This window comes from Streptomyces sp. NPDC098789, assembly GCF_044759975.1.
Lineage (GTDB): Bacteria > Actinomycetota > Actinomycetes > Streptomycetales > Streptomycetaceae > Streptomyces.
The window spans coordinates 104,415-128,732 of sequence record NZ_JBIWAJ010000023.1; the positions used below are offsets into that span (position 1 = coordinate 104,415).

Consider the following 24,318-nt stretch of genomic DNA (forward strand, 5'->3'; position numbering starts at 1 on the left):
GCTCACCGGAAGGCGTCGAGGCCGGTGAGTGCCTTGCCCAGGACCAGCTGGTGCATCTCGACGGTGCCCTCGTAGGTGAGCACCGATTCGAGGTTGGTGGCGTGCCGCATGACGGGGTACTCCAGGGAGATCCCGTTCGCGCCGAGGACGGTCCGCGCGGTGCGGCAGATCTCGATCGCCTCGCGGACGTTGTTGAGCTTGCCGAAGCTGATCTGCTCCGGCCGCAGGGTGCCCGCGTCCATGCGGCGCCCGAGGTGGTGGGCGAGCAGGATGCCCTTGTGCAGCTCCAGGGCCATGTCCGCGAGCTTGGCCTGGGTGAGCTGGAAGCCACCGATCGGCTTCCCGAACTGCTCGCGCGTCTTCGCGTAGCCGAGGGCCGACTCGAAGCTGGCGCGCGCCGCCCCCATGGACCCCCAGACGATCCCGTACCGCGCGTGGCTGAGGCAGCCGAGCGGGCCGCGCAGGCCGATGACGTCGGGCAGCACCGCGTCCGCGGGCAGTCGTACGTCGTCCATGACCAGCTCGCTGGTCACCGAGGCGCGCAGCGACCACTTGTGCTTGATCTCGGGCGCCGAGAACCCCGGGGTGCCGGTGGGTACGACGAAGCCGCGGATCCCCTCGTCGGTCTGCGCCCAGACCACGGCGACGGCCGCGACCGAGCCGTTGGTGATCCACATCTTGCGCCCGTTCAGCACCCAGTCGCCGCCGTCGCGCTTGGCGTGGGTGCGCATCGCGGCGGGGTCCGAGCCCACGTCCGGCTCGGTCAGCCCGAAGCAGCCGATCAGCTCACCGGCGGCCATGCCGGGCAGCCAGCGCTGCTTCTGCTCCTCGGAGCCGTACTTCCAGATCGCGTACATGGCGAGCGATCCCTGTACGGAGACGAGGGAGCGGATCCCCGAGTCGGCGGCCTCCAGCTCCAGGCAGGCCAGCCCGTACTGGACGGCGCTGGCGCCCGCGCAGCCGTACCCGGTCAAGGACATGCCGAGCGCGCCGATCCCGCCGAGCTCGCGGGCCAGCTCCCGGATCCCGGGCAGCTCGCCCTTCTCGTACCAATCGGCGACGTACGGCAGCACGCGGTCGGCGGCCCAGTTCCGTACGGTGTCCCGCACCGCGAGGTCCTCGGGGCTCAGCAGCTCGTCGAGCCCGAGGGGGTCGGTGGGGACGAACGGCGTTTTCGACGCGGACACGAGGGCCTCCCGGCGGGCCTGGAAACAAAACCTAGCGCTGCAAGTTAGCCACCGTTCACCCCCGCGGTCCACCCCCGCCCCTCCAGGCCCGGGGCGGAGCCCCGCCACTCCCAGCCCCGCCGGCGCTTGAGGCGCGGAGCCCGGCCACTCCAGCCCCGCCGGCGCTTGAGGCGCGGAGCCCGGCCACTCCAGCCCCGCCGGCGTTTGAGGCGCGGGGTCCGGGGCGGAGCCCCGAGGCCTCCGGCGGGCCCTCAATCGCCGGGCAGGCTGAATCTGGCCGGCCATCCCAGCCCGCCGGCCCGGGGCGGAGCCCCGCCACTCCCAGCCCCGCCGGCGATTGAGGCGAGGCGCAGGGTCAGGAGGAGCGCTGGGCGGAGGGCCCGGCGACCGGGTCCGGGCAGGGCGGCCCCGACTGCCCGGGGATCCGCACCGGCTCGGCAGGACCCGGCTCACCCTCCAGCCCCCGCGGCAACTTCAACGCCATCGCCGCCCCCGCGAACAACAGCACCGCACTCACCAGCAACGTCACGTGCAGCCCGTGCACGAAGGAGTGCCGGGCCGCCGAGTAGAGCGACTCCCCCGCCGGCCCGCCAAGGCTCCGCGCGATCTGGTACGCCTCGCCGAGCGAGTTCGAGGCCCGCCCGGAATCCACCGCCGAGACCCCGGGAACCTCCCGCAGCCCGGGGATGTAGGCCGCGTTCATGACACTGCCGAGCAGCGCGATGCCCATCCCCGCACCCAGCTGGTAGGAGGTCTCGCCGATCGCCGCCGCGCCCCCCGCCTTGCTGGCCGGGGCCTCGCTCAGCATGGACTCGTACGCCGCGAAGAGCGTGGTCTGCAGTCCGAAGCCGAGCAGCACGAAGCCGAAGGTGAGCAGCCAGGGCCGGTCGTCCAGGCCCATCAGCGTCAGCAGCAGCACGGCGCACGCGGTGAGCGTGAAGCCCAGCGAGACCATCGCGCGCGGGCCGACCCGCTGGAGGGTGTACGAGCCGGTGGCGCCCGCCGCCATCGCCGCGAAGGTGAGCGGCAGCAGCCGCAGCCCCGTCTCCAGCGGGCTCAGGTGCAGCACCAGCTGGAGGTACTGGACGGCGATCAGCTCCAGGCCGACCAGCGCCAGCATGGCGAGCACGATGCAGGCCACGGAGGTGGAGAAGGCCACCCTGGAGAACATCCCGATGTCGATCAGCGGGTGCTCGCGCCGCTTCTGCCGGCGGACGAACAACACCAGCAGGATGGCGCCGATCAGCACCGGGACCACCGCCCCGACCTCCAGGAAGGTCCGGTCGGCGCCCGCGCGCTTGACCCCGAGCACCGTGCCGAGCACGCCCCCGGCGGCCATCAGCGCACCGAGCACGTCCCAGGGCCCGTCGTTGGCCCCCTTGGACTCGGGCAGCAGCCACCGCCCCAGGGGCAGGATCAGCGCCATCAGCGGGATGTTGATCAGGAAGACGGAGCCCCACCAGAAGTGCTGGACGAGGAAGCCCCCGATGACGGGGCCGCTCGCCGCGCCGACGGCGGCGACCGCGGTCCAGATCCCTATCGCGAGGGCCCGCTCGCGGCGGTCGGGGAAGACCGTGCGCAGGATCGACAGGGTGGCGGGCATGATCATCGCGCCACCGATGCCGAGCAGGGCGCGCGCGGCGATGAGCAGCTGGGCGTTGTCGGCGAGGGCGGCGATCACCGAGGCCACGCCGAAGAGCCCGTAGCCGATCAGCAGGATCCGACGGCGGCCGACCCGGTCCCCGAGGGTGCCGAAGAGGATCAGCAGCGAGGCGCAGACCAGCGGGTAGGCGTCGACGATCCACAGCAGCTCGATCGCGCCGGGGCGCAGGTCCTCGGTGACCGAGGGGACGGCGACGTGCAGGATCGTCGCGTCGAGCGCGACGAGGAGCAGGCTGATGCAGAGGACGGCCAGTACGGCCCAGCGGTTGGCGCCTCCCGCGAGCGCGCCGATCCGCTGCCGGAGGGTGTTCGTCCCCGACATGCATCTACCTCCCAGATGAGCCCTCGCCTCGGCGGACCAACGTCCGACGGCCGCGGTTGGCGGCGGCCGAGGGGGTCCGGCATCGACGCGCGAGTGAACGGACAGCGTACGCGAGTTCGAGCCAGCGCCGACGTGGCCAAGCTCTCATCCCGGTCACGTCTCCGCGGTGCGCTGCGTCACGGCGCAGCTCCCCCCTTCCCCCTCCCCCACCGGCGTACACGCCAGGTCACGGGCCGTGGTTCGCCGCGCCGGCCCCGATAATCGATCCCGTGAACGATCACGCCCCACCCGCCCCGCCCGCGCCGCCGCACCCCGCGAACCGGCCGCCGCAGCCCACCCCCGACCCCGCGCCGGCCCCGACCCCGCGCCGGGTCGCGCCCGCGCTCGCCGCCTTCGCCGCGGTACGGGCGCTGGGTCTGCTCGCGCTCTGGCTGTGGGGGCTGGCCGCGGGCAGCAGCGCGCACACGCTGCTCTCCGCCCGCTGGGACTCCCTCTGGTACGCGCGGGTCGCGGGCGAGGGCTACGGGTACGAGGTGGTGCTGGCCAACGGCGACGTCCACTCGAACCTCGCCTTCTTCCCGCTGCTGCCGTGGCTGGAGCGGGCGGTGGCGGCGCCGACCGGCCTGGCGTACGGCGATGCGGGGCTGGTGGTGGCGTGGACGGCGTCCCTGGCCGCGGCCTGGGGGATCTTCGCGGTCGTCGACCTGCTGTACGGGCGCCGGGCCGGGGTGCTGGCGGTGGCGATCTGGGCCGCGCTGCCGGTCGGGATCGTGCAGTCCATGGCCTACAGCGAGGCCCTCTTCACGGCGCTGGCCGCCTGGGCCCTGTACGGGGTGCTGCGCGGCAACTGGGTGTGGGCGGGCGCGCTGGCCGCGCTGGCGGGGCTGACCCGGCCGGTCGGGGCGGCGGTGGTCGCGGCGGTCTGGGTGGCGGCCGTACTGGCCCGGCGGCGCGGCGGGGGCACCTGGCGGACGGCGGTCGGGGCGGCGCTGGCCCCGCTGGGGGCGGCGGCCTACGTCCTGTGGGTCGGCGCGCACACCGGGCGCGGGCTCTTCGGCTACCTGGACGTGCAGGCAGGCTGGGGCAACGGCTTCGACGGCGGCTGGGCCTTCGCGCGTTTCATCGGGGGCCGACTGGGCTCGGCCACGGCGCCCGGGGTGCTGGCGGGCCTGGGGCTGCTCGCGGGGGTCGCGCTGGTGCTGTGGCTGTGCGCGGCGTGCGTGCGGCAGCGGCAGCCCGTGGCGCTGCTGGTCTACGGCGGGATCGTGGTGGCCCTGGCCCTGTGTGCCTCGGGGTACTTCGGCTCCAAGCCCCGGCTGCTGCTGCCGGCCTTCCCGCTGCTGCTGCCGGTCGCGGTGGCCCTGGCGCGCCGGCGGACCGGGTGGGTGGCCGCGGCGGTGGGGGCGCTGGCCCTGGCCTCGGCGGTCTACGGCGCCTGGTGGCTGAACGGGTCGGGTCCGCCGTAACGGGAGCCGGCTAACGGAAGGGGGAATTCCGATCCATCTTTGTGCAAAGTAATTGCTCCCGGCCCCATAAAATCCCGATAAGTGTGTCACCTTATTCAGGACACATGTGGATCACGTTCCGGCAGTCACGCCTCAGGACATTGCCGCATTCCGGGGAATAAAGACCCGAACGAGACCAACTCCACATCACATGGTCATCACAAAGCCCGGGATTCGACCGGGCGGCCCATCGGCGCGCGGTAACGTCGATTGGGTGCGTACTGACCAAATTTTCACCCGTCTGGAGCGGGTCTTCGCCCGCCTCGACCGGGAACCCGAACGACCGGCTCATCTGCAAGTGCCGCAGATGAGCCGGCACCGTGTCGTGCTCTTCGGCGCGACGCTCGTGTTCTACCTGGCGATCGTGATCGGCGTACTGACCACCTCGTGGCTGGTGCGGCTCGACTGGCAGCTGATGTTCTTCCGGCCGTACGAGCAGTGGCCGCAGGTGCACGCCTTCCTCGACTACCTCGTGGTGCTGGGCCAGCGCGGCCCCACCTCGATGATGGTCATGGCCTGGCTCGGCTGGCGCTGCTGGCGCCAGCACACCCTGCGCCCGCTGATCACGCTCGGCGTGGCCCTGCTCGCGCTCAACGTGACCGTGGGCTCGGTGAAGCTCGGCCTCGGCCGGCTCGGCCCGCACTACGCGACCCAGATCGGCTCGGCCGAGATGTTCGGCGGCGGCGATATATTTCCTTCCGGCCACACCGCCAACGCCGTTGTGACCTGGGGGATCCTGGCCTACCTGGCCTCCACCGGAGTCACCCGGCGGGTGCTGTCGACGGCCTCCGCGATCGTCGCGCTCAGCGTCGGCGCCACCACCGTCTACCTCGGTACGCACTGGGTCAGCGACGTGCTGCTCGGCTGGGCCGCCGGTCTGCTGGTGCTGCTCGCCCTGCCGTGGTTCGAGCCCTTCATCGCCCGGACCGAGGCCTTCATCATGGAGCAGCGCGTCGCCTGGCGCCTGCGCCGCCAGAGCGGCGCGGCCGCGCTGCCCGTCGCCCCGCTGTCCGCCCAGGCCAAGGTGTTCGTCCAGCGGGCGGCCGAGGCGCTTCCGGTGCCCGAGGAGCCCGCCGCGGTGCCCGCGGGCGCCGGGCACGCCACCGCGGCCCGTACGGCGGCCCCGCACGTGGCCGCCCGGCCGCACGTCATCCGCTCGGAGCGGACCCCGGTGACCCCGGCGGGCAGCCGTCGCCCGCCGCACACCGAGCGCGACCGCACCGGGCGCAACCCGGCGGCCCGCCCGGTGGCCGGCGGCTGACCCTGCGCCGGGCGGGAGCACGGTACGCACGACCCGATCCCGCCCGAGCCCCGTTCCACGCTCCACCCGACTGCCGCGAGCCGGATCATCCTCCGGACCGCGGCAGTCGTGCGTCAGCCGAACGCCCAGGTGTTCGTCCAAACCGGGTCACGCTTGTGTCACGGATTGCCGACAGTCGTTCCGCCTGCCGAGTTCCTCGCGGCAATTGTTTACCGGCCCTCGACACGCCCGGCGCGAAGGCTCATTCCCATTCCTGTCCGGACCCCCGGAATTCCGTCTCCGCATTGCCCGACGCACCTTCACCTTTTCTCCACGCGTGGGGAGTCCGCCCCGTCCGCCGGCCCCACGGCGCGCCCGAGCAGGTCCCGCGCCGCCCTGATCCGCGCGATGAGCTCGGGAGGCTCCACGACCTCGAACTCGCAGCCGAGCAGCATGAGGTGAATCACCAACACGTCCGGGCTGACCGCTCCGGTGCGCAGCAGGCAGCTGTGCGCGTCCAGTGGCTCCAGCACCCCGTCCGAGGGTCCGATGGTCCGCGCCGCCTCCTCGGCCGGCAGCCGCAGCCGCACCACGGCCCGGGCCGCGTACCCGCGGTGGGAGACGCCCTCGGAGACGTACGCCGCCAGGTCCTCGGCCGGTGGCGGGCGCGGGGTGAACCGGGGGCCGTGCGGGGGCCTCGGCTCGATCCGGTCCGCGCGGAAGGTGCGCCAGGCGGCGCGCTCCAGGTCCCAGGCGACCAGGTACCAGCGGCGCTCGGTGCACACCAGGCGGTGCGGCTCCACGGTCCGGCGGGTGCTCGCGCCGGCGTGGTCCCGGTAGCCGAAGCGCAGCCGTTCGCCGTCCCGGCACAGGGCCGCCAGCTCGGCCAGCACGGAGGGGTCCACGGTGGCGCGGTCCGGGCCGCGCAGCATCGGCACGGTGAAGGCGTTGAGGGCCGAGATCCTGCGCCGCAGCCGCGCCGGCAGCACTTGCTCCAGCTTGGCCAGGGCGCGCACGGAGGCCTCCCCGATGCCTTCGACGCCGTTCCCGGCGGCGGTCCGCAGCCCGATCGCGACCGCCACGGCCTCGTCGTCGTCGAGCAGCAGCGGGGGCAGCTCGGCGCCGGCGCCGAGCTGGTAGCCGCCGCCGGTGCCGGGACTGGCGTTGACCGGGTACCCCAGCTCGCGGAGGCGGTCCACGTCGCGCCGTACGGTCCTGGGGGTCACCCCGAGCCGCTCCGCGAGGGCGGACCCGGTCCATTCCCGGTGCGCCTGCAACAGGGACAACAGGCGCAACAACCGAGCGGAAGTCTCCAGCATGCCCCCGAGTCTGCCAGCGCCAATGCACCCTCCGGGGCCCTCAGCCCCTGTGGCCTCCGGCGGGCCCTCAAACGCCGGGCAGGCTGAATTGGCCCCACCCACACCAGCCGGACGGGCTGAATCGGCCTGCCACCCTCAGCCCCGCCGGCGATTGAGGCGCCGCCGGAGGCACCGTCAGCGAACGCGCGGCGCAGGCGTAGGCGTAGGCGCTGCGGGGGCGGGGGCCGCGGCCGGCGGCTTGGCCGGGGCCGGGGTCGACGGGGGGAGGGCCAGGAGCGTGCCCACCACCAGGAGCTCCGGCCGGGCCCCGATCACCCCCCGGTTCGCCTCGTACAGCACCCGCCACCCACCCCGCACCCGATGCCGCCGGGCGATCGAGTCCAACGAGTCCCCGCCCCGCACCACGTGCATCCGCCCCGCCAACCCGTACCGCTTCGAGCAGACCGGCCACGCCTCCCACCCCTGCGTGCCCAGGACGTCCTCCGCCACCCGGATCTGCTGATCCCGCGCCGCCAGGTCCGCGCGCGGCGCGTAGCCGAGCCCGCCGTGCTCCTCCCAGGTGGGCTGCCAGAACTGGAGCCCCCCGTAGAAGCCGTTGCCGGTGTTGACGTTCCAGCGGCCCGTGCTCTCGCAGTCGGCCACGCAGTCCCACGGCCACTGACCGCCGGGCCCGCAGTCCCCGGCCCCCTTCCCGATCCTCCCCGGCGCACCGGCGGCATGGACCCCGGCGGGCCCGGGCGCGGGCGGTGGTGGGGCCGACGCGTAGCCGCGCGACGCCGCCGACGGTACGAACACCAGCGCGGCAGCCACCAACACGGCCGCCCGGATCCGGAATGTGGGCATCTGATCACGCTACGCAGCCCCCCTCGCGTCCCCGCCCCGCCACGCGGCCGCCCACCCGCGGCCACCCGGAAGGCCGATCACCCCGCCCCCGCGAACCGCGCATTCCACGCCGTCAACTGAGCACAAAGGGAAAAGAGTTGGCATGAAAGCAACGCTCCGTTCAGCCCATTCACTCGTCCGGGGGTCAGGTTCGAATCCGTTCCCTCATCCGGCGTGACCCCGGCCGTCACTCTCCCGTTGATCCCGGCGAGCCGGGAACCGCCCGGTCCCGCACGCCGAGACGGAACGGCCCACCGGTCCGTCGTAGTCCGAGGAGTCACTCCGTGCCGCGCATGCTCGAGGTCAGTGATGACGTACGCGCCGAGATCGGCGACGAAGAAGCCAACCGGCTGCTCGCCGGTGACCAGGCCCCGAGCAGTTACGACTGCACCTCGTGCCGCACCCCGGGGGACTCGGAGCGCGAGCAGACCAGCACCGTGCTGTTCGTCGGCGAGGAGACCGCGGTCCTCGCCTTCGCCCACGCACTGTGCATCCCCTCGCAGGTGGTCAACGTCTCCGAGGACCAGCTCCAGGGCGCCGTCCGCAGCATCACCGGCACCGACCCGTCCGCCGAGGGCCCCGGCGACGCGTTCGCCGCCCCCGACGTCCCCCAGGCCGTACCGGGCGGCCAGGCCGTCCTCGGCATCACCAGCGGGCTGGTCCTGATCGGCGGCGAGCTGCACCCCGCGCTCGTGGTCGAGCCGACCGCGCCGATCGCCCGCCCCGGCACCGACGGCCCCGGCGACGACTTCCTGCCCCTCCTCATCGAGCAGGGCTTCATCCCGGTCACCGACACCTCCACGCTGCCCTCGCAGCTGTCCGGCTGGTCGGTGCTGCTCGCCGCGGGCCTGCTGCACGCCGTGCTCCAGCCCGGCATCGACGGCGGCGCCCCCACCTCCTGGTGGCAGGCCCACAAGGCGCTCTCGGTCACCGACGGCTGGCGCGCCGCCGTCAACAAGACCCAGCGCGTGCTCGTCTACGCCGCCCCCGTCGGCTCGATCGGCCAGCAGCCCCGCGAGGACCTGCTGCGCGACGCGCTCGACAAGGCCGCGGCGGGCGGCAAGCTCGTGGCGGCCTCCATGCCGCTCGCGGGCACCTGAGCCCCGCCCCACCCCCACCGGACTGCCCTCGTCCGGTCCCGGCCCCGGACCCGTCCGGGGCGGGGGCCGGGCGATGGCGTGCGCCGGGGGTGCGCGGTCCGTCCCGCACACCCCCGGCGATCTGCGATTTCTCCCCGGCGCCCCGCATCCGCAGGGCGCCGGTTTCGTTGGCAGATACGTGCATTCATACGATCCCTCCCGCGCCCCGTCCTATTCGAGCCCCATCCCCCCGATGCGCCCCGCATGGACGCGGGAGGGGGCGCACGCCGCGCCGCACACCCCCTCGCCCACCCCGATCTTCGACGCCCTGTACTCGGAGTACCTGCGCTCCTTCCGGGCCCTGCCCGGCGACCGCAGCGGCGAGGAGGATCTCGGTTTCACGGCCTTCGGCACGGCCCCGGCCGCTCCCGGCGGCGCGCTGGCCACCACCGGGTACCCGGGCGCGTACAGCAGCGGTCAGACCAGCACGAGCGGCTGGAACGGTTCCGCGTGGCAGACCGACCCGTGGCAGCCCTCGTACGCGCCCCAACCCTCCTACGTCCCCCAGCCCTCCTACGCCGGCCAGGGCACCCAGGGCTACGCCACCGCGGGCACCGCCCCCGGATACGGCAACGGGCGGCAGCACCAGACCGGGATGCAGCACATCCCGGCGGCCCTGCCGCCCGCTCCGCGCCGGGGCTACTGACCCCGGTGCACCCGCTGGGTGCGACTACTGCTTGTTGCTCTTGCTCTTGTTGAAGCCGCGCTTCTCGCGCACCCGCACCGAGAGGTGGATCGGGGTGCCCTCGAAGCCGAACTCCTCGCGCAGGCGGCGCTCGATGAAGCGCCGGTAGCCGGCCTCCAGGAAGCCCGAGGCGAAGAGGACGAAGCGCGGCGGCTTGGTGCCCGCCTGGGTGCCGAAGAGGATGCGGGGCTGCTTGCCGCCGCGCACCGGGTGCGGGTGGGCGGCGACGATCTCGCCGAGGAACGCGTTCAGGCGGCCCGTCGGGACGCGCGTCTCCCAGCCCTCCAGGGCGGTCTCGATCGCCGGGACCAGCTTGTCCATGTGGCGGCCGGTGAGGGCGGAGACGTTGACGCGCGGGGCCCAGGAGACCTGCTGCATCTCGGTCTCGATCTCGCGCTCCAGGTAGTAGCGGCGCTCCTCGTCCAGCTCGTCCCACTTGTTGTAGGCGATGACGATGGCGCGCCCGGCCTCGACGGCCATGGTGATGATGCGCTGGTCCTGGACGCTGATGTTCTCGGTCGTGTCGATCAGGATGACCGCGACCTCGGCCTTCTCGACGGCGGCGGCCGTGCGCAGGGAGGCGTAGTAGTCGGCGCCCTGCTGGAGGTGCACCTTCTTGCGGATGCCCGCGGTGTCCACGAACTTCCAGGTGATGCCGCCGAGCACGATCAGCTCGTCGACCGGGTCGCGGGTGGTGCCGGCCATCTCGTTGACGACGACCCGGTCCTCCTTCGCGACCTTGTTCAGGAGCGAGGACTTGCCGACGTTCGGACGGCCGATGAGGGCGATCCGGCGCGGGCCGCCGGGGGCCGCGGCGCCGAAGGTCTGCGGCGGGGCCTCGGGCAGGGCCTCCAGGACGGCGTCGAGCATGTCGCCCGTACCGCGGCCGTGCAGCGAGGAGACCGGGTGCGGCATGCCGAGGCCGAGCGACCACAGCGCGGTCGCGTCGGCTTCGCCGCTCTGGCCGTCCACCTTGTTGGCGCAGAGCACGACGGGCTTGCCCGCCTTGCGCAGCAGCCGGACGACGGCCTCGTCGGTGTCGGTGGCGCCGACCTTGGCGTCCACGACGAAGACGACCGCGTCGGCGGTCTCGATCGCGTACTCGGCCTGGGCGGCGACGGACGCGTCGATGCCGAGGACGTCCTGCTCCCAGCCGCCGGTGTCCATGACCTTGAACCGGCGGCCGGCCCATTCGGCGTCGTACGAGACGCGGTCGCGGGTGACGCCCGGCTTGTCCTCGACCACCGCTTCGCGGCGGCCGATGATGCGGTTCACCAGGGTCGACTTGCCGACGTTCGGGCGGCCGACGACGGCGAGGACGGGGAGCGGGCCCGCGCCCGCCTCCTCGATCGCGCCTTCGACGTCCTCGATGTCGAAGCCTTCTTCCGCGGCGAGCTCCATGAACTCCGCGTACTCGGCGTCTCCGAGTGCTCCGTGGTCGTGCTGGTCGTTCATGAAGTCCGTTCCTCGTCGTTCGTGGTGATCGGTGGCACCCGCAGCGCGCGGGTCCACTACTGAGTTCAAGTCTCGCCTAGCGGCCGGTGAGCCGCTTGGCGTCGGCCAGGTGGCGGGTCAGCCGGTCCTGGATGCGTACGGTGGCCGCGTCGAGCGCCGTGCGGGTGCGGCGGCCACTGCCGTCGCCCGCGTCGAAGGCGTCGCCGAAGACGACGTCGACCCGACCCTTGAAGGGCGGCAGTCCCTTGACCAGCCTGCCACGGCGCTCGGTGCTGCCGAGCACCGCGACGGGCACTATGGGCGCTCCGCCGCGGACCGCGAAGTAGGCGAGGCCGGCGCGCAGCGAGGCGAAGTCGCCTTCGCCTCGGGTGCCCTCGGGGAAGATTCCGAGGACCCCGCCGTCACCGAGGACGCCCAGGGCGCGGGTGACGGCCTCCCGGTCGACACCGGAGCGGTCGACCTTGACCTGCCCGATCCCTTCCAGGAAGGGGCCGAGCGGGCCGATGAACGCTTCCTTCTTGATCAGGAAGTGCACGGGCCGCGGCGCGGTGCCCATGACCATGGGCCCGTCGACGTTGTGGGAGTGGTTGACGGCCAGGATGAGCGGCCCGGAGGCCGGTACCTTCCACGCGCCGAGCACACGGGGCTTCCAGAGCCCGTACATGAGCCCGATCCCGATCCGCCGGCCGACCGCCGCACCCTTGAGGGAGGGCGTTTCGCTCACTGGCCGGCCGCCCTCTTGTCCTCCACGAGGGTCACGACGCACTCGATGACCTGGTCGAGGGTGAGTTCCGTGGTGTCGACCTCGACCGCGTCCGCGGCCTTGGCCAGCGGGGAGGTCTTGCGGCCGGAGTCGGCCGCGTCGCGCTTGATCAGCGCCGCCTTCGTGGCCGCGAGGTTCTGGGCGTGGGCGCCCTTCAGCTCACCGCTGCGGCGGGCGGCGCGCGCCTCGGCCGACGCGGTGAGGAAGACCTTGAGGTCGGCGTCGGGCAGGACGGTGGTGCCGATGTCCCGGCCTTCGACGACGATCCCGGCGGCCGTCCGCGCCGCTTCGGCGGCGATGACGCGCTGGAGGTCGGTGATCAGGGTGCGCACCTCGGGCACCGCGCTGACCGCACTGACCTTGGAGGTGACCTCCTGGGTGCGGATCGGCCCGGCGGCGTCGAGGCCGTCCACGCTGATGGTGGGCGCGGCGGGGTCCGTACCGGAGACGATGGCGGGCTTGCCGGCGGCGAGCGCGATGGCCTGCGGGTCGTCGAGGTCGATGCCGTTGGTGATCATCCACCAGGTGATGGCCCGGTACTGCGCACCGGTGTCCAGGTACCGCAGCCCGAGCTTGGCGGCGACGGCCTTGGAGGTGCTGGACTTGCCCGTGCCGGAGGGACCGTCGATGGCGACGATCACGGCGGACTGAGCGGCGGTTTCCACGGGGCGAGCACCTTCCTGGTTGCGCGTACGTGTCCGGGCGCGCGAAAACGCCCCTCCTTAAGGTTACCGACTCGGCGGGGTACCCGGCGCCGGTCGGTTCCGGGGGCCGCCGGAAGGGGCGCCGGGAGGGCCGGGAGGCCGCCGGGCGCCCTACTGGCGCAGGGCCCAGCCCCGCTCGCGCAGCTCGGCCGTGAGTCCCGCGGCGGCCCGGGGGTCCACGCTGAGCTGGACCAGGCCCGCCTGCTGCCCGTTGGCGTGCTCGATCCGTACGTCCTCGATGTTGACCCCGGCCCGACCGGCGTCGGCGAAGATCCGGGCCAGCTCGCCCGGCTGGTCGCTGATCAGCACGGTCACGGTCTCGTACACGGTCGGTGCGGAGCCGTGCTTGCCCGGGACGCGCACCCGGCCCGCGTTCCCGCGGCGCAGCACGTCCTCGATGTCGTCCGCGCCGCCGCGCCGCTTCTCCTCGTCCGCGGACTGGAGTCCGCGCAGCGCCTGCACGGTCTCCTCCAGGTCGGCGGCGATCCCGGTGAGCACGTCGGCGACCGGCCCGGGGTTGGCGGAGAGGATCTCCACCCACATCCGCGGGTCGGAGGCGGCGATCCGGGTGACGTCGCGGATGCCCTGCCCGCACAGCCGCACGGCGCTCTCGTCGGCCTGCTCCAGCCGGGCCGCGACCATGCTGGAGACCAGCTGCGGGGTGTGCGAGACCAGCGCGACGGCCCGGTCGTGGGCGTCGGCGTCCATCACGACGGGCACGGCCCGGCAGAGCGCGACCAGCTCCAGCGCCAGGTTCAGCACCTCGTGGTCGGTGTCCCGGGTCGGCGTCAGCACCCAGGGCCGTCCCTCGAACAGGTCGGCCGTGCCGGCGAGCGGTCCGGAGCGCTCCTTCCCGGCCATCGGGTGCGTGCCGATGTACGCGCTCAGGTCGGCGCCCAGGGCCTCCAGCTCGCGCCTCGGCCCGCCCTTGACGCTGGCCACGTCCACGTAGGCCCGTCCCAGCCCGCGCCGGATCGCGTCGGCCACGGTCGCGGCCACGTGCGCGGGCGGTACGGCGACGATCACGAGGTCGACCCTGCCCTCGGCGGGTTCGTCCGTGCCGGCACCGAAGGAGGCGGCGGTGCGGGCCTGGGCCGGGTCGTGGTCGCTGAGGTGGACGGTGATCCCGCGGGCGGTCAGGGCGAGGGCCGCGGAGGTGCCGATCAGTCCGGTTCCGATGACGGCGGCGGTTCTCACTGGGGGCTCCTCGAATGGATCACGATCGGGCGGGCGGTGCGCCGCGCGGTCCCAGCGTAGTCAGCCGGTACGCGCGGGGGCCCGGCGGTCCGTCCCGAAGGACGGTCCGCCGGGCCCCGGCCGCGGCGGCCGGTGGATCAGTGGCTCAGTGGCTCAGTGGCTCAGAGGTTCTGCTGCTTGATGATGTCCTCCAGCGAGCCGGTGGGCAGGGTGCCCTGCGGGCTCAGCTTGTCGACGGCCTGGGGCAGCGCCTGGGCGATCTGGTCGGCCGCCTCCTGCGGGCTGACGCCGGCCTGCTGGGCGGCCTGCTGCAGGGCCTCGTCCGGCAGGGCCTCGGCGATCTGGGCGCCGCTGACCGCCTGGTTGTCGCCCGTACCGACCCAGGACTGGGCCTGGTCGACGAGGCCGGACTTGGTCAGCATGTCCAGCAGCCCGCCGAGCGGGTTGTTGCCGCCGCCGGCCGCCTGGGCGCCGCCACCGCCGCCGGCGCCGCCGAGCGCGCTGAGCAGGGCGCCGAGGATGTTGCCCGCGCCGCCGCCCTGGCCGCCGCTCCCGCCACCGCCGCCGAGGAGACCGCCGAGCAGGGAGCCGAGGTCGTTACCCGCCATCGTCATGCCTTTCGAAGAGGGAGCCGGGGCGCACGGCACTGGGCCCGCCCGGCAGCATCGAGAACACGGCCAATGTCACCCGAACCGGACGGGCCCGCCACTGGGCGGCGTCCGGCCCCGCGTCCTGCGGTAGAACGAGCGGCATGATCTTCCACATCGTCGCCCTCGCCGACTGGTCCGCCGCGCCCGAGCGCCCGTACGCCCCGCCCTCGCTCGACTCGGAGGGCTTCGTGCACTGTTCGGGTGACGCCGCCACCGCGCTCGCCATCGCGGACGCGCACTACGCGGCCGTGCCCGGGCCGCTGCTCGCGCTCGAACTCGACGAGGCGGCCCTGACCTCGCCGGTCCGCCGGGAGGGTGAATCCGGCGGCCGCTACCCGCACGTCCACGGCCCGTTGAACCGGGACGCGGTGGTCCGCGTGTGGGAGGTCGTACGGACACCGGGGCGCCCGGCGGAACTGGCTCCGCCGGCGCCCGGCCACTGACGGGGCCGGTGCGGCGGGGCGGCGGACGGCGGCGCGGCAGGCTTCTCACGGAGCCCGCGACGCGCCAGGATGCTGCTGCCCCACCGACCACCCCAGCAAGGAGATGTCATGAGCGAGCCCACGCGCACCGCCCGGCGCACGGTACTGGCGGCAGGGGCGGTGGCCCTGGCGGGCGGCGCGCTCACGGCGTGCGGCGGCGGTGACGAGAAGCAGACCAACGGCGCCGGCGCCGCCACGCCGCCCTCCGCCGCCCCCAGCCAGCCCGACGGTGCCTCGGCGGCGCCCCCGGCCCCCGCGTCGTCCCCGGCCGAGGGCGGGGCGACCGGCAAGGCCCTGCTGAAGGCCGCGGCGGTACCGGTGGGCGGGGGCACGGTCCTCAAGGACGAGAAGCTCGTGGTCACCCAGCCCACGGCCGGCTCCTACCGCTGCTTCACGGCCGTCTGCACCCACCAGGGCTGCATCGTGTCCAAGGTGGAGAACGGCACCATCGACTGCCCGTGCCACGGCAGCAAGTTCCAGGTCGCGGACGGGGCCGTGGCCCACGGTCCGGCCACCCGCCCGCTGGCGGAGAAGAAGATCGTGGTGTCCGCGGCGGGCGAGATCTCCCTCGCCTGACGGCGATATCCCTTCGCGGGGCGGGCCGCCACCCGCCTACGCTGCGTCGATGGACGAGCACGACGAGGGGGCGCTGACGCTGGTGCGCGAGCACACGGTCTACGCCTGCGTGATGGGGTCGCGGGCGTTCGGTCTGGCGACGGGCGCGAGCGACACCGACCGGCGCGGTGTCTACCTCGCCCCGACCCCGCTGTACTGGCGGTTCGAGAAGCCGCCGACGCATGTGGAGGGGCCCCGGGAGGAGGAGTTCTCCTGGGAGCTGGAGCGCTTCTGCGCCCTGGCCCTGCGCGCCAACCCCAACATCCTGGAGTGCCTGCACTCCCCGCTGGTGGAACGGCTGACCCCGGTGGGCGAGGAACTCCTCTCGCTCCGCGGGGCGTTCCTGTCCCGGCACGCCCACACCACCTTCAGCCGCTATGCGGCCTCGCAGCGCGCCAAGCTGCGGACGGACGTGCGCGTGCACGGCGCCCCGCGCTGGAAGCACGCGATGCACCTGCTGCGCCTGCTGGAGTCCTGCCGGGACCTGCTGCGCACCGGCGAGCTGTCGATCGACGTCGGCGAGCGGCGGGAGGGCCTGCTCGCCGTCAAGCGCGGCGAGGTCCCGTGGGCCGAGGTCGAGGCCCGGATGTCCCGCCTGGAGGCGGAGTCCGACGCGGCCCTCGCCACCTCCCCGCTCCCCGCCGACCCGGACCTCCCCCGCATCGAGGACTTCCTCGTCCGCACCCGCCGCGCCTCAGCCGGCTGACCCCGGGAACCCGGTGCGCGTACGCACCACGAAGTCGTCCAGCGCCTCGTAGGCGACCGGCTCCGTCGGCAGCGCACTGGCCGCCTGCGCCTCGTCCAGCACGCCGTGCAGCGCCGTGAAGTCGCCGAGCAGGATCGCCCGGTCCGCTCCCGCGTACGGCCCGTGTTCGGCCGCGACCTTGGCCGCGATCAGGTCCGGCAGGTACCCGGGCGCCCCGGCCACCTCGGCCACGAGCACCGGCAGGTTCGCCTGCACCCCGCCGCCGCGCATCAGGGCGATGCCGGTCAGCAGCGCCCGGAAGGCGTAGAGCAGCGGCTTGAGCTCCCCGTTCTTCTCGAAGAGCCGCCACTGCGTGGTGGCGAAGCCGCGGTAGTGGTGGGCGTGGTGGGAGGTCAGCACGCCCGGCGCGAGGGAGACCAGCTCCTCGTGGGCGGGCGTCGTGTGGACCACCAGGGGCGAGAGCAGCTGTTCCAGCACGTACCCGTTGGGCCGCAGCATCAGCCGGACGAACTTGCGCAGGTCGTGGGTGACCAGGTCCATCTCGGTCCCGTCGCGGTCCCACATCCGGGTCCGGGTCTCCTCCGGCGCGCCGAGCCCGAAGAGCGCCTCGGGCGCCAGCAGGTGGACGCCGCGCAGGTCGACGTCCGAGTCGCGGGAGGGGAATCCGTACAGGTGGGCGCCCGAGACCGTGGCGAAGAGCAGCGGGTCGGGCTGCTCGGCCACGACGGGCGCGAGGTCGGCGTTCGACGTGTCCAGCACGGCTCACGCGTCCCAGAGGGTGCCGAAGGCCAGGAGTTCGTCGCGGTACTCGATGCGGCCCTCCCAGTCGCGGGGCCAGACGTCCGCGCCGAGGTGGGCGCCCGCGAAGGCGCCCGTGAGGCAGGCGATGGAGTCCGAGTCGCCCGCCGTGCAGGCGGCCCGGCGCAGCGCGGTCAGCGGGTCCTCGGGGAAGAGCAGGAAGCAGTGCAGGGCCGTGGCCAGGGCCTCCTCGGCGATCCAGCCGTCGCCGGTGGTCAGGCAGGGGTCCGTCTCCGGGGAGGGGTCGCGCAGGGCGGCCGACAGCCGGTCCAGGACGGCCAGGCATTCGTCCCAGCCGCGGGCCATGTACGACTCGGGCGTGGCGTCGGCCGTGGCGCGCCGCCACAGGTCGCCGAGCCAGCGCTCGTGGTAGCGGGTGCGGTTGTCGAGGGCGTACGAGCGCAGCAGCCCGATCAGCCCCGTCACCTCGGTGCCCCGCGCCAGCAGGTACACGGCCCGCGCGGTGAGGTCGCTGGCCGCGAGCGCGGTCGGGTGCCCGTGGGTGAGGGCCGACTGGAGCTGGGCGGCGCCGGCCCGCTCCTCCTCGGTCCAGCCCGGTACGAGCCCCACCGGGACCACCCGCATGTTCGCCCCGCAGCCCTTCGAGCCGACCTGGCTGGCGTCGCGCCAGTCACGGTCCGGCTGCGCCAGCAGGGAACAGGCGACCATGCAGGTGCGGCCCGGGGCGCGGTTGTTCTCGGGCGAGCGGTACCACTCGACGAACTCCTCGCGGACCGGGCGGGTCAGCCGCAGCGGGGCGAGCGGACCGCGCTCGGCGGCGGTCCGTATGCCGCGGGCGAGGGCCAGGGTCATCTGGGTGTCGTCGGTGACGATCGCCGGGCGCGGCAGCGCCATCCGCCGCCAGGGGCCGGTCTTGGCGAGGATCGAGGGGACGTCGTTGAACTCCGTCGGGAAGCCGAGGGCGTCGCCCAGGGCCAGCCCGGTCAGCGCGCCCGTCGCCGCCCGCTTGGTGGTCGTGGTCATCGTGTGGGTCCTTCCGAAGGGCGGAGCAGGGGCGGGTGGAGGGCGCTCGCGCGGCCGGCCCGGTAGAGGGCGGCCGGTTTGCCGCGCCCGCCGGTCAGCCGGGCGGCGCCCGGCACGGGGTCGACGAAGCCGGGGGTGGCGAGCACCTTGCGGCGGAAGTTGGGCCGGTCCAGGGCGGTGTCCCAGACGGTCTCGTAGACGCCCTGGAGCTCCCCGAGGGTGAACTCGGGCGGGCAGAAGGCGGTGGCCAGGCAGGTGTACTCCAGCTTCGCGCCGATCCGCTCGCGCGCGTCGGCCAGGATCACCGCGTGGTCGAAGGCCAGTTCGGGGGCCGGCCCGCGGGCCTCCCCCAGCGGCATCCAGCGCGCGTGCTCGGCGTCGCCGCCGCCCGCCGCGGCCGGTTCGGGCATGTCGGGGACCAGCGCGGTGAAGGCGACCGAGACGACCCGCATCCGGGGGTCCCGGTCGGGTTCGCTGTAGGTCCGCAGCTGTTCCAGGTGGAGGTCGGCGACCACCGACCCGGGCAGCCCGCTCTCCTCGGCCAGCTCGCGGCGGGCGGCGGCCTCGGCGGACTCCCGGGGCAGCACGAAGCCGCCGGGCAGCGCCCAGGCACCGGCGTACGGTTCCTGGCCGCGCCGGATCAGCAGGACGTGCAGCCGACCGTCGCGCACGGTGAAGACGGCGAGGTCGACGGCGACGGCGAACGGCTCGAAGGCGGCCGGGTCGTACCCGGCGGGGCGCGGGGCGCGGGGCGGGGCGCTCACCGGTGCTCCAGGGGCCGTACGTCCTCGGGGAGCGGGTCGGCGAAGTACCAGCCCTGCGCGAGCAGCCCGTCGACCGCCGCGACGGCCGTCTCCAGCCGCTCCTCGCGGTCCCCGCCGATGACGAGGAAACGCCTGCCGGTGCGGGTGAGTTCCTCGTGGAACCGGCCGGTCATCCAGGGGCGCAGCTGCGGCCCGTCGCGCAGCCCGTCGTCCTCGAAGGGGACGCCCTCGTGGTCGGTGAGCAGGTACAGGTCCCGTCGGGGCCCGGAGCGGGCGATCTCCTCCACCTCCGCGCTGCGGGCGCCGAGGTAGCGCTCGTGCCAGATGCCGGTGGCGAAGGAGTCGGTGTCGCAGAAGAGCACCGGGGAGCCGAGCCGGGCCGCCGCGTCCTCGTCCGCGTCCTGGCGGCGCGCGATCACCGGGAACTCGGCGGAGGCGAAGGCGGCATCGGCCCAGTCCGCCGCCGGGTCCACGGCGCGCAGGGCCGCCAGCTTCTCCTCGCTGTAGCGGCGCCCGTACTCGGCGACCCAGCCGGTCTTCGCCCAGACCCCGCCCCGGCGCCGGTAGTGCGCGGCCAGCGCCCGGGAGAGGGTGGTGGTGCCGGTGGACTCGGCGCCGAGGACGACGACCCGCCGGGCGAGCGCGGCCCGTACGCCCGGGCCGAGGAACTCCCAGGTGCCCACGGGGTCCGCGCGCACCGCCGTCCCGGAGACCGGGAAGAGGGAGCGGGCGGGGTCGACGCGGACCTCCTCGGCGCCGAAGCGCCGGGCCAGCTCGGCCCCGTACTCCTCGGAGGTGAAGACGGCGTCCACCGGCTCCCCGACGGCGCCGCGGAAGACCGCCATGTGGGCCTCCCACACCCGCGGGTCGAGGAGGTCGACCGGGATGTCGTCCACCGCGCCGACGACCCGCGCCCCCGGGTGCGCCTCCCGCATCCAGGCGACCCGGTCGGCGAGCGGCACCGACTCCACGGAGGCCGCGCAGACCAGGACGGTCAGCCGCTCGCACTGGTCCTGGGCGGTCCGCACCAGGTGGTGGTGGCCGGCGTGCGGCGGGTAGAACTTCCCGAGCACCAGCCCGTGCCCGTGGCGCCGCCCGTGCGCGCTCACGCGCCCGCTCCCAGGGCCGCGGTAGCGACGCCCGGCGCGGTGTGCAGCTCGCGCCGCCAGTTGCGCAGCCCGATCAGGCACAGGACGAGGAAGCCGGCGTAGAGCACGGAGGTCAGGTAGAGGCCCTTGTAGGCGTACAGCGGGATGTACACGAGGTCGGCCGCGATCCACAGCCACCAGGACTCGACGAGCTTGCGGCACTGCCCGTAGGTGGCCGCGAGCGAGAGCCCGGTGGTGAGCGCGTCCCAGAAGGGCACGGTGGAGTCGCTGACCCGGCCGAGGAGCAGGGTGAGGGCGAGGACCCCCACCGCCCCCGCCGCGGCCAGCCAGATCCATTCGGTGCGCGTGGTGGCGCGCACCGGCAGGGCCTCGGCCGTTCCCGGTCCACCCCCGTGGGTCCAGGACCACCAGCCGTACGCGGCGAGGGCGATGAAGACGATCTGCAGCCCGGCGTCGGCGTAGAGGCCGGCCTGGGCGAAGAGCACGATGAAGAAGACGTTGTTGGCGATGCCGATCGGCCAGTTGGCGACGTGCTGACGCGCCACCAGCCAGACGCACAGGGCGCCGGTGGCGAAGCCGAGTACCTCGGTCCAGCTCATGACCGCCCCCCCCATTTCTTTAATAGTCACTGTGACTATAAAACGTGGCGGGGGCGCCGGGCAAGGGAAGAGCCCGCGGCGCCTGTGGCGCCGCGGGCTCTCCCGGGTGGTGCGGTGGTGCGGGGTGGTGACCCGGCCTGACTAGAGGCCGACCTCGCGCATCAGCATGCCGACCTCGGTGTTGGTCAGGCGGCGCAGCCAGCCCGACTTCTGGTCACCGAGCTCGATCGGCCCGAAGGCGGTCCGCACGAGCTTCTCGACCGGGAAGCCGGCCTCGGCCAGCATGCGGCGGACGATGTGCTTGCGGCCCTCGTGGAGGGTCACCTCGACCAGGTAGTTCTTGCCGAGCTGGTCGACGACGCGGAAGTGGTCGGCGCGGGCGTAGCCGTCCTCCAGCTCGATGCCGTCCTTGAGGCGCTTGCCGATGTCACGCGGCAGCGGGCCGGTGATGGCGGCGACGTACGTCTTCTTCACGCCGTACTTCGGGTGCGTCAGGCGGTGGGCCAGCTCACCGTGGTTGGTGAGCAGGATGATGCCCTCGGTCTCCGTGTCGAGCCGGCCGACGTGGAACAGGCGCGTCTCGCGGTTGGTGACGTAGTCGCCGAGGCACTGGCGGCCGTCCGGGTCCTCCATCGTGGAGACGACGCCGGCGGGCTTGTTCAGCGCGAAGAACAGGTACGACTGGGTGGCGACGGTCAGGCCGTCCACCTTGATCTCGTCCGACGGCTGGACGCGCTTGCCCTGCTCCAGCACGATCTCGCCGTTGACCTCGACGCGCGACTGCTGGATCAGCTCCTCGCACGCACGGCGCGAACCCATGCCCGCACGGGCGAGCACCTTCTGCAGGCGCTCCCCCTCCTCCTCGGCGCCCGGGAAGGTCTTCGGGGTCTTGATCTCGGGCTTGTCGGCGTAGCGGTCACGCACGCGCTCTTCGATCCGCGCCTCCAGCTCGCGCGGCTTGGCCTTGCCGCTGCGGCTGCCGGGGCCGATCCGCGGGCCGCCGGCGCCGCCGATGCCGGGGGTCCTGGAGGTCTTGGGGCCGCCCTTGGCGCCACCGCGCGCCGCCGCGCCGCGCGCGCCGCCACGGTTGCCGTCGGCCGCGCCGCGGGCACCGCCGCCGCCCGCCTTGGCACCGCCGCGACCGTTGCGCTCGCCCTCGGGGCCGACGTCGTAGCGCCGCTCCTCGGGGCGGGGGTTGCGGATCCGCGGCGCCGGGGCCTGGTCGCGGTCGCGCGCGTCGGAGCCGCCCTGGTAGCCGCCACCCTGGTAACCGCCGGAGGACGAACCACCGCGGGAGGAGCCGCCCTGGTAGCCGCCGGAGCCGCCACCCTGGTAGCCACCACCGGAGGACGAACCACCGCGCGAGCCGCCACCCTGGTAGCCGCCGGAGGACGAGCCACCGCGCGAGCCGCCGGAGCCGCCGCCCTGGTAGCCGCCGCCGGAGGACGAACCACCGCGGGAGCCACCGCCCTGGTAGCCGCCGGAGCCGCCACCCTGGTAGCCACCACCGGAGGACGAACCACCGCGGGAGCCACCGCCCTGGTAACCACCGGAGGACGAGCCACCGCGGGAGGAGCCGGAGCCGCCGCCCTGGTAGCCGCCACCGCGGGAGGAGGAGCCGCCGGAGGAGGAACCGCCGCGGGAGCCACCACCGCCGGAGGAGCCGCCGCCGCGGTAGTTGCCGCCACCGCCGGAGGAGGAGCCGCCGCGGGAGTTGCCTCCGCGTCCGCCACCACCGCCGCCGCTGTTCCTGTTGCCGCCGCCGTTGCCGTTGCCGCTGCTTCGCATCAAAGTTCCGTCGTCTTGTCGTCTTCAGAATCGTCCGGGGCGTACGCCGCGTCCGGATCGAACGACGGCACACCCTCCAGCGTCTCGGCTTCGATCGCGCCCGCCTCGGGGAGGAAGGGCGCGAGCTCCGGGAGCTCGTCCAGGCCGCGCAGGCCCATCCGCTCCAGAAAGTAGTTCGTCGTCCTGTACAGGATCGCACCTGTTTCGGGTTCCGTCCCCGCCTCGGCCACCAGACCGCGCTGCAGGAGGGTCCGCATGACCCCGTCGCAGTTGACTCCGCGCACCGCCGAGACCCGCGAGCGGCTCACCGGCTGGCGGTAGGCGACCACCGCCAGCGTCTCCAGCGCGGCCTGCGTGAGCCGGGCCTGCTGACCGTCCAGGACGAAGCCCTCCACGGCCGCCGCGTACTGCGGTCGGCTGTAGAACCGCCAGCCCCCGGCGATCAGCCGCAGCTCGAAGCCGCGGCCCTGGCGGGTGTACTCGTCGGCCAGCTCCCGCAGGGCGAGCGCCACCTCCCGGGGCGTGCGCTCCAGCACCTTGGCCAGGTGGGCCTCGGTCGCGGGCTCGTCGATCACCATCAGTACGGCCTCCAGCGCGGGCCCCAGCGCCAGCTCTCCCACGTCACTCATCCCGCGCGCCTTCCCCGGTCCGGTCGAACTCGTCACTCACGGTCAGCGGGGCCTGGGCGCCGTCCGCGCCCGCCGCGCCGGTCCAGCGGACGGTGAGCGTCCGCAGGGCCTCCTCCTGCTCCAGGACGACCACCTTCTCCCGGTACAGCTCCAGCAGCGCCAGGAACCGCGCCACCACCGTCAGGGTGTCGCCGGTGTCCTCGGTCAGCTCCTGGAAGGTGGCCTCGCCGCGGGCCCGCAGGATCCGCACGACGACCTCCGCCTGCTCCCGGACGCTGACGAGCGGCGCGTGGATGTGGTCGACGTACACCTCGGGCCGGGCCCGGGGCTGCATGGCGTTGACGGCGAGCCGCGCGAAGCCCTCGGGGCCGATGCTGATGACCACCTCCGGCAGCAGTTCGGCGTGGTGCGGCTCCAGCCCGACGGTGCGGGGGTGGCGCCGGCCCTCGTCCTCGGCGCGCTGCTCGAAGATCGTGGCGATGCGTTTGTACGCGCGGTACTGGAGCAGCCGGGCGAAGAGCAGGTCCCGCGCCTCCAGCAGCGCCAGGTCCGCCTCGTCCTCCACCTCGGCGACCGGCAGCAGCCGGGCGGCCTTGAGGTCGAGGAGGGTGGCGGCGACGACGAGGAACTCGGTGGTCTGGTCGAGGTCCCAGTCGGGCCCCATGGCCCGGATGTGCGCCATGAACTCGTCGGTGACCCGGGAGAGGGCGACCTCCGTGACGTCGAGCTTCTGCCGCGAGATCAGCTGGAGCAGCAGGTCGAAGGGACCCTCGAAGTTCGCCAGCCGCAGCCTGAAGCGGCCGTCGCCCGCCACGGCCCCCGGATCCGGCGCGGCCGGATCCCCGGGCGCGCCGTCGGGCGCTCCCGTCGGCTCCCCGGGCTCCGCCCGCGGCCCGTCGGGCTCCGCGGCGTGCGCACCCTGCGCCCCGGACCCGTCACGAACGCCCTCAGCGGGCCCCTGAGGCCCTTGCGCGGGCCCCGGGCCCCCCGCGGCCGGCGGGGGCCGTACGGGCTCCGCGGCGCCCTCCAGGGCGTCCTCCGGCGGTTCGGGAGCGACCCGGCCGGGGCCGCGGCCCAGGCTGCGGCGGGCGGGACGGCCGGGATCGGCGGTCGAGGGAGGCATCGCGGTCCAGG

24 protein-coding genes are annotated in these 24,318 nt (G+C 74.1%); 7 read left to right on the forward strand and 17 right to left on the reverse strand.

The genetic code is table 11. The annotated features are described in order from the left end of the window. Positions 1–2 precede the first annotated feature (2 nt). Both ACIQWR_RS34650 and ACIQWR_RS34655 read right to left on the reverse strand, forming a co-directional pair. Positions 3–1,187, reverse strand: a complete 1,185-nt coding sequence (locus tag ACIQWR_RS34650) for an acyl-CoA dehydrogenase family protein (RefSeq protein WP_404017986.1) — start codon at positions 1,185–1,187, stop codon at positions 3–5. Between the two features lie 355 nt (positions 1,188–1,542). Continuing rightward, positions 1,543–3,171 carry an MFS transporter gene (locus ACIQWR_RS34655; RefSeq protein WP_404017989.1) on the reverse strand — a complete coding sequence of 543 codons (1,629 nt, stop codon included), beginning with the start codon at positions 3,169–3,171 and terminating at the stop codon, positions 1,543–1,545. A gap of 269 nt (positions 3,172–3,440) precedes the next feature. Here ACIQWR_RS34655 and ACIQWR_RS34660 point away from each other — a divergent pair, with 269 nt between their 5' ends. Both ACIQWR_RS34660 and ACIQWR_RS34665 read left to right on the forward strand, forming a co-directional pair. After that, the gene (locus ACIQWR_RS34660) at positions 3,441–4,637 is read left to right on the forward strand and encodes a hypothetical protein (protein WP_404017992.1); all 1,197 of its coding nucleotides are present in this window, start codon (positions 3,441–3,443) and stop codon (positions 4,635–4,637) included. A gap of 253 nt (positions 4,638–4,890) precedes the next feature. Continuing rightward, the gene (locus ACIQWR_RS34665; RefSeq protein WP_404017995.1) at positions 4,891–5,937 is read left to right on the forward strand and encodes a phosphatase PAP2 family protein; all 1,047 of its coding nucleotides are present in this window, start codon (positions 4,891–4,893) and stop codon (positions 5,935–5,937) included. 299 nt (positions 5,938–6,236) lie between these two features. Here ACIQWR_RS34665 and ACIQWR_RS34670 read toward each other — a convergent pair whose 3' ends face one another. Further along, positions 6,237–7,235, reverse strand: a complete 999-nt coding sequence (locus ACIQWR_RS34670; protein ID WP_404017997.1) for a helix-turn-helix transcriptional regulator — start codon at positions 7,233–7,235, stop codon at positions 6,237–6,239. Positions 7,236–7,409: 174 nt separating this feature from the next. Beyond that, on the reverse strand, positions 7,410–8,078 hold the full coding sequence (locus tag ACIQWR_RS34675; RefSeq protein WP_404018000.1) for a transglycosylase family protein: 669 nt from the start codon (positions 8,076–8,078) through the stop codon (positions 7,410–7,412). Between the two features lie 332 nt (positions 8,079–8,410). Here ACIQWR_RS34675 and ACIQWR_RS34680 point away from each other — a divergent pair, with 332 nt between their 5' ends. Beyond that, a complete protein-coding gene (locus ACIQWR_RS34680) occupies positions 8,411–9,217 on the forward strand; it encodes a hypothetical protein (protein WP_404018102.1) in 807 nt (268 codons plus the stop codon). 232 nt (positions 9,218–9,449) lie between these two features. Continuing rightward, positions 9,450–9,902, forward strand: a complete 453-nt coding sequence (locus ACIQWR_RS34685; RefSeq protein WP_404018003.1) for a hypothetical protein — start codon at positions 9,450–9,452, stop codon at positions 9,900–9,902. A gap of 24 nt (positions 9,903–9,926) precedes the next feature. Here the strand turns inward: ACIQWR_RS34685 and der are convergent, their stop codons facing one another. The 5 genes from der to ACIQWR_RS34710 all read right to left on the reverse strand — a co-directional run bounded on the left by der (position 9,927) and on the right by ACIQWR_RS34710 (position 14,668). Further along, positions 9,927–11,396 carry a ribosome biogenesis GTPase Der gene (gene der, locus ACIQWR_RS34690; protein WP_404018006.1) on the reverse strand — a complete coding sequence of 490 codons (1,470 nt, stop codon included), beginning with the start codon at positions 11,394–11,396 and terminating at the stop codon, positions 9,927–9,929. Between the two features lie 76 nt (positions 11,397–11,472). Beyond that, on the reverse strand, positions 11,473–12,060 hold the full coding sequence (locus ACIQWR_RS34695; protein ID WP_404018105.1) for a lysophospholipid acyltransferase family protein: 588 nt from the start codon (positions 12,058–12,060) through the stop codon (positions 11,473–11,475). Between the two features lie 56 nt (positions 12,061–12,116). Beyond that, positions 12,117–12,824: a (d)CMP kinase gene (gene cmk, locus ACIQWR_RS34700; protein WP_404018009.1), complete on the reverse strand. Its 708-nt coding sequence runs from the start codon at positions 12,822–12,824 to the stop codon at positions 12,117–12,119. Between the two features lie 150 nt (positions 12,825–12,974). Beyond that, positions 12,975–14,060 (reverse strand): prephenate dehydrogenase, encoded by a 1,086-nt coding sequence (locus tag ACIQWR_RS34705; protein WP_404018012.1) that lies wholly within the window; start codon positions 14,058–14,060, stop codon positions 12,975–12,977. A 161-nt stretch (positions 14,061–14,221) separates the two neighbouring features. Further along, the gene (locus ACIQWR_RS34710) at positions 14,222–14,668 is read right to left on the reverse strand and encodes a YidB family protein (RefSeq protein ID WP_404018014.1); all 447 of its coding nucleotides are present in this window, start codon (positions 14,666–14,668) and stop codon (positions 14,222–14,224) included. A gap of 143 nt (positions 14,669–14,811) precedes the next feature. Between ACIQWR_RS34710 and ACIQWR_RS34715 the strand changes: the two genes are divergently transcribed. From ACIQWR_RS34715 to ACIQWR_RS34725, 3 genes are all read left to right on the forward strand, one after another. Then, positions 14,812–15,153 (forward strand): DUF952 domain-containing protein, encoded by a 342-nt coding sequence (locus ACIQWR_RS34715; protein WP_399266711.1) that lies wholly within the window; start codon positions 14,812–14,814, stop codon positions 15,151–15,153. A 108-nt stretch (positions 15,154–15,261) separates the two neighbouring features. Further along, complete coding sequence (locus ACIQWR_RS34720; RefSeq protein WP_404018016.1) at positions 15,262–15,768, forward strand: Rieske (2Fe-2S) protein; 507 nt, start codon at positions 15,262–15,264, stop codon at positions 15,766–15,768. A gap of 49 nt (positions 15,769–15,817) precedes the next feature. Continuing rightward, positions 15,818–16,513: a DNA polymerase beta superfamily protein gene (locus ACIQWR_RS34725; RefSeq protein WP_404018019.1), complete on the forward strand. Its 696-nt coding sequence runs from the start codon at positions 15,818–15,820 to the stop codon at positions 16,511–16,513. Here ACIQWR_RS34725 and ACIQWR_RS34730 read toward each other — a convergent pair. From ACIQWR_RS34730 to ACIQWR_RS34765, 8 genes are all read right to left on the reverse strand, one after another. Next, positions 16,502–17,272: a DNA polymerase beta superfamily protein gene (locus ACIQWR_RS34730; protein ID WP_404018022.1), complete on the reverse strand. Its 771-nt coding sequence runs from the start codon at positions 17,270–17,272 to the stop codon at positions 16,502–16,504. The genes ACIQWR_RS34725 and ACIQWR_RS34730 overlap by 12 nt on opposite strands. 3 nt (positions 17,273–17,275) lie before the next feature. After that, positions 17,276–18,295, reverse strand: a complete 1,020-nt coding sequence (locus tag ACIQWR_RS34735; RefSeq protein WP_404018025.1) for an ADP-ribosylglycohydrolase family protein — start codon at positions 18,293–18,295, stop codon at positions 17,276–17,278. Beyond that, the gene (locus ACIQWR_RS34740) at positions 18,292–19,059 is read right to left on the reverse strand and encodes an NUDIX hydrolase (protein WP_404018028.1); all 768 of its coding nucleotides are present in this window, start codon (positions 19,057–19,059) and stop codon (positions 18,292–18,294) included. The genes ACIQWR_RS34735 and ACIQWR_RS34740 overlap by 4 nt, the downstream gene beginning before the upstream one ends. Continuing rightward, entirely contained in the window at positions 19,056–20,168 is a 1,113-nt protein-coding gene (locus ACIQWR_RS34745; RefSeq protein WP_404018031.1) for an AAA family ATPase, read from the reverse strand. The genes ACIQWR_RS34740 and ACIQWR_RS34745 overlap by 4 nt, the downstream gene beginning before the upstream one ends. After that, positions 20,165–20,767, reverse strand: coding sequence for a nicotinamide riboside transporter PnuC (gene pnuC / locus ACIQWR_RS34750; protein WP_404018034.1), 603 nt, complete (start codon positions 20,765–20,767; stop codon positions 20,165–20,167). Before pnuC ends, ACIQWR_RS34745 begins: the two co-directional genes overlap by 4 nt. 141 nt (positions 20,768–20,908) lie before the next feature. Further along, positions 20,909–22,555: a pseudouridine synthase gene (locus ACIQWR_RS34755; protein WP_404018037.1), complete on the reverse strand. Its 1,647-nt coding sequence runs from the start codon at positions 22,553–22,555 to the stop codon at positions 20,909–20,911. Then, a complete protein-coding gene (gene scpB / locus ACIQWR_RS34760; RefSeq protein ID WP_404018040.1) occupies positions 22,555–23,184 on the reverse strand; it encodes an SMC-Scp complex subunit ScpB in 630 nt (209 codons plus the stop codon). The genes ACIQWR_RS34755 and scpB overlap by 1 nt, the downstream gene beginning before the upstream one ends. Beyond that, positions 23,177–24,307 carry a segregation and condensation protein A gene (locus ACIQWR_RS34765; RefSeq protein ID WP_404018044.1) on the reverse strand — a complete coding sequence of 377 codons (1,131 nt, stop codon included), beginning with the start codon at positions 24,305–24,307 and terminating at the stop codon, positions 23,177–23,179. The genes scpB and ACIQWR_RS34765 overlap by 8 nt, the downstream gene beginning before the upstream one ends. Between the last annotated feature and the right edge of the window lie 11 nt (positions 24,308–24,318).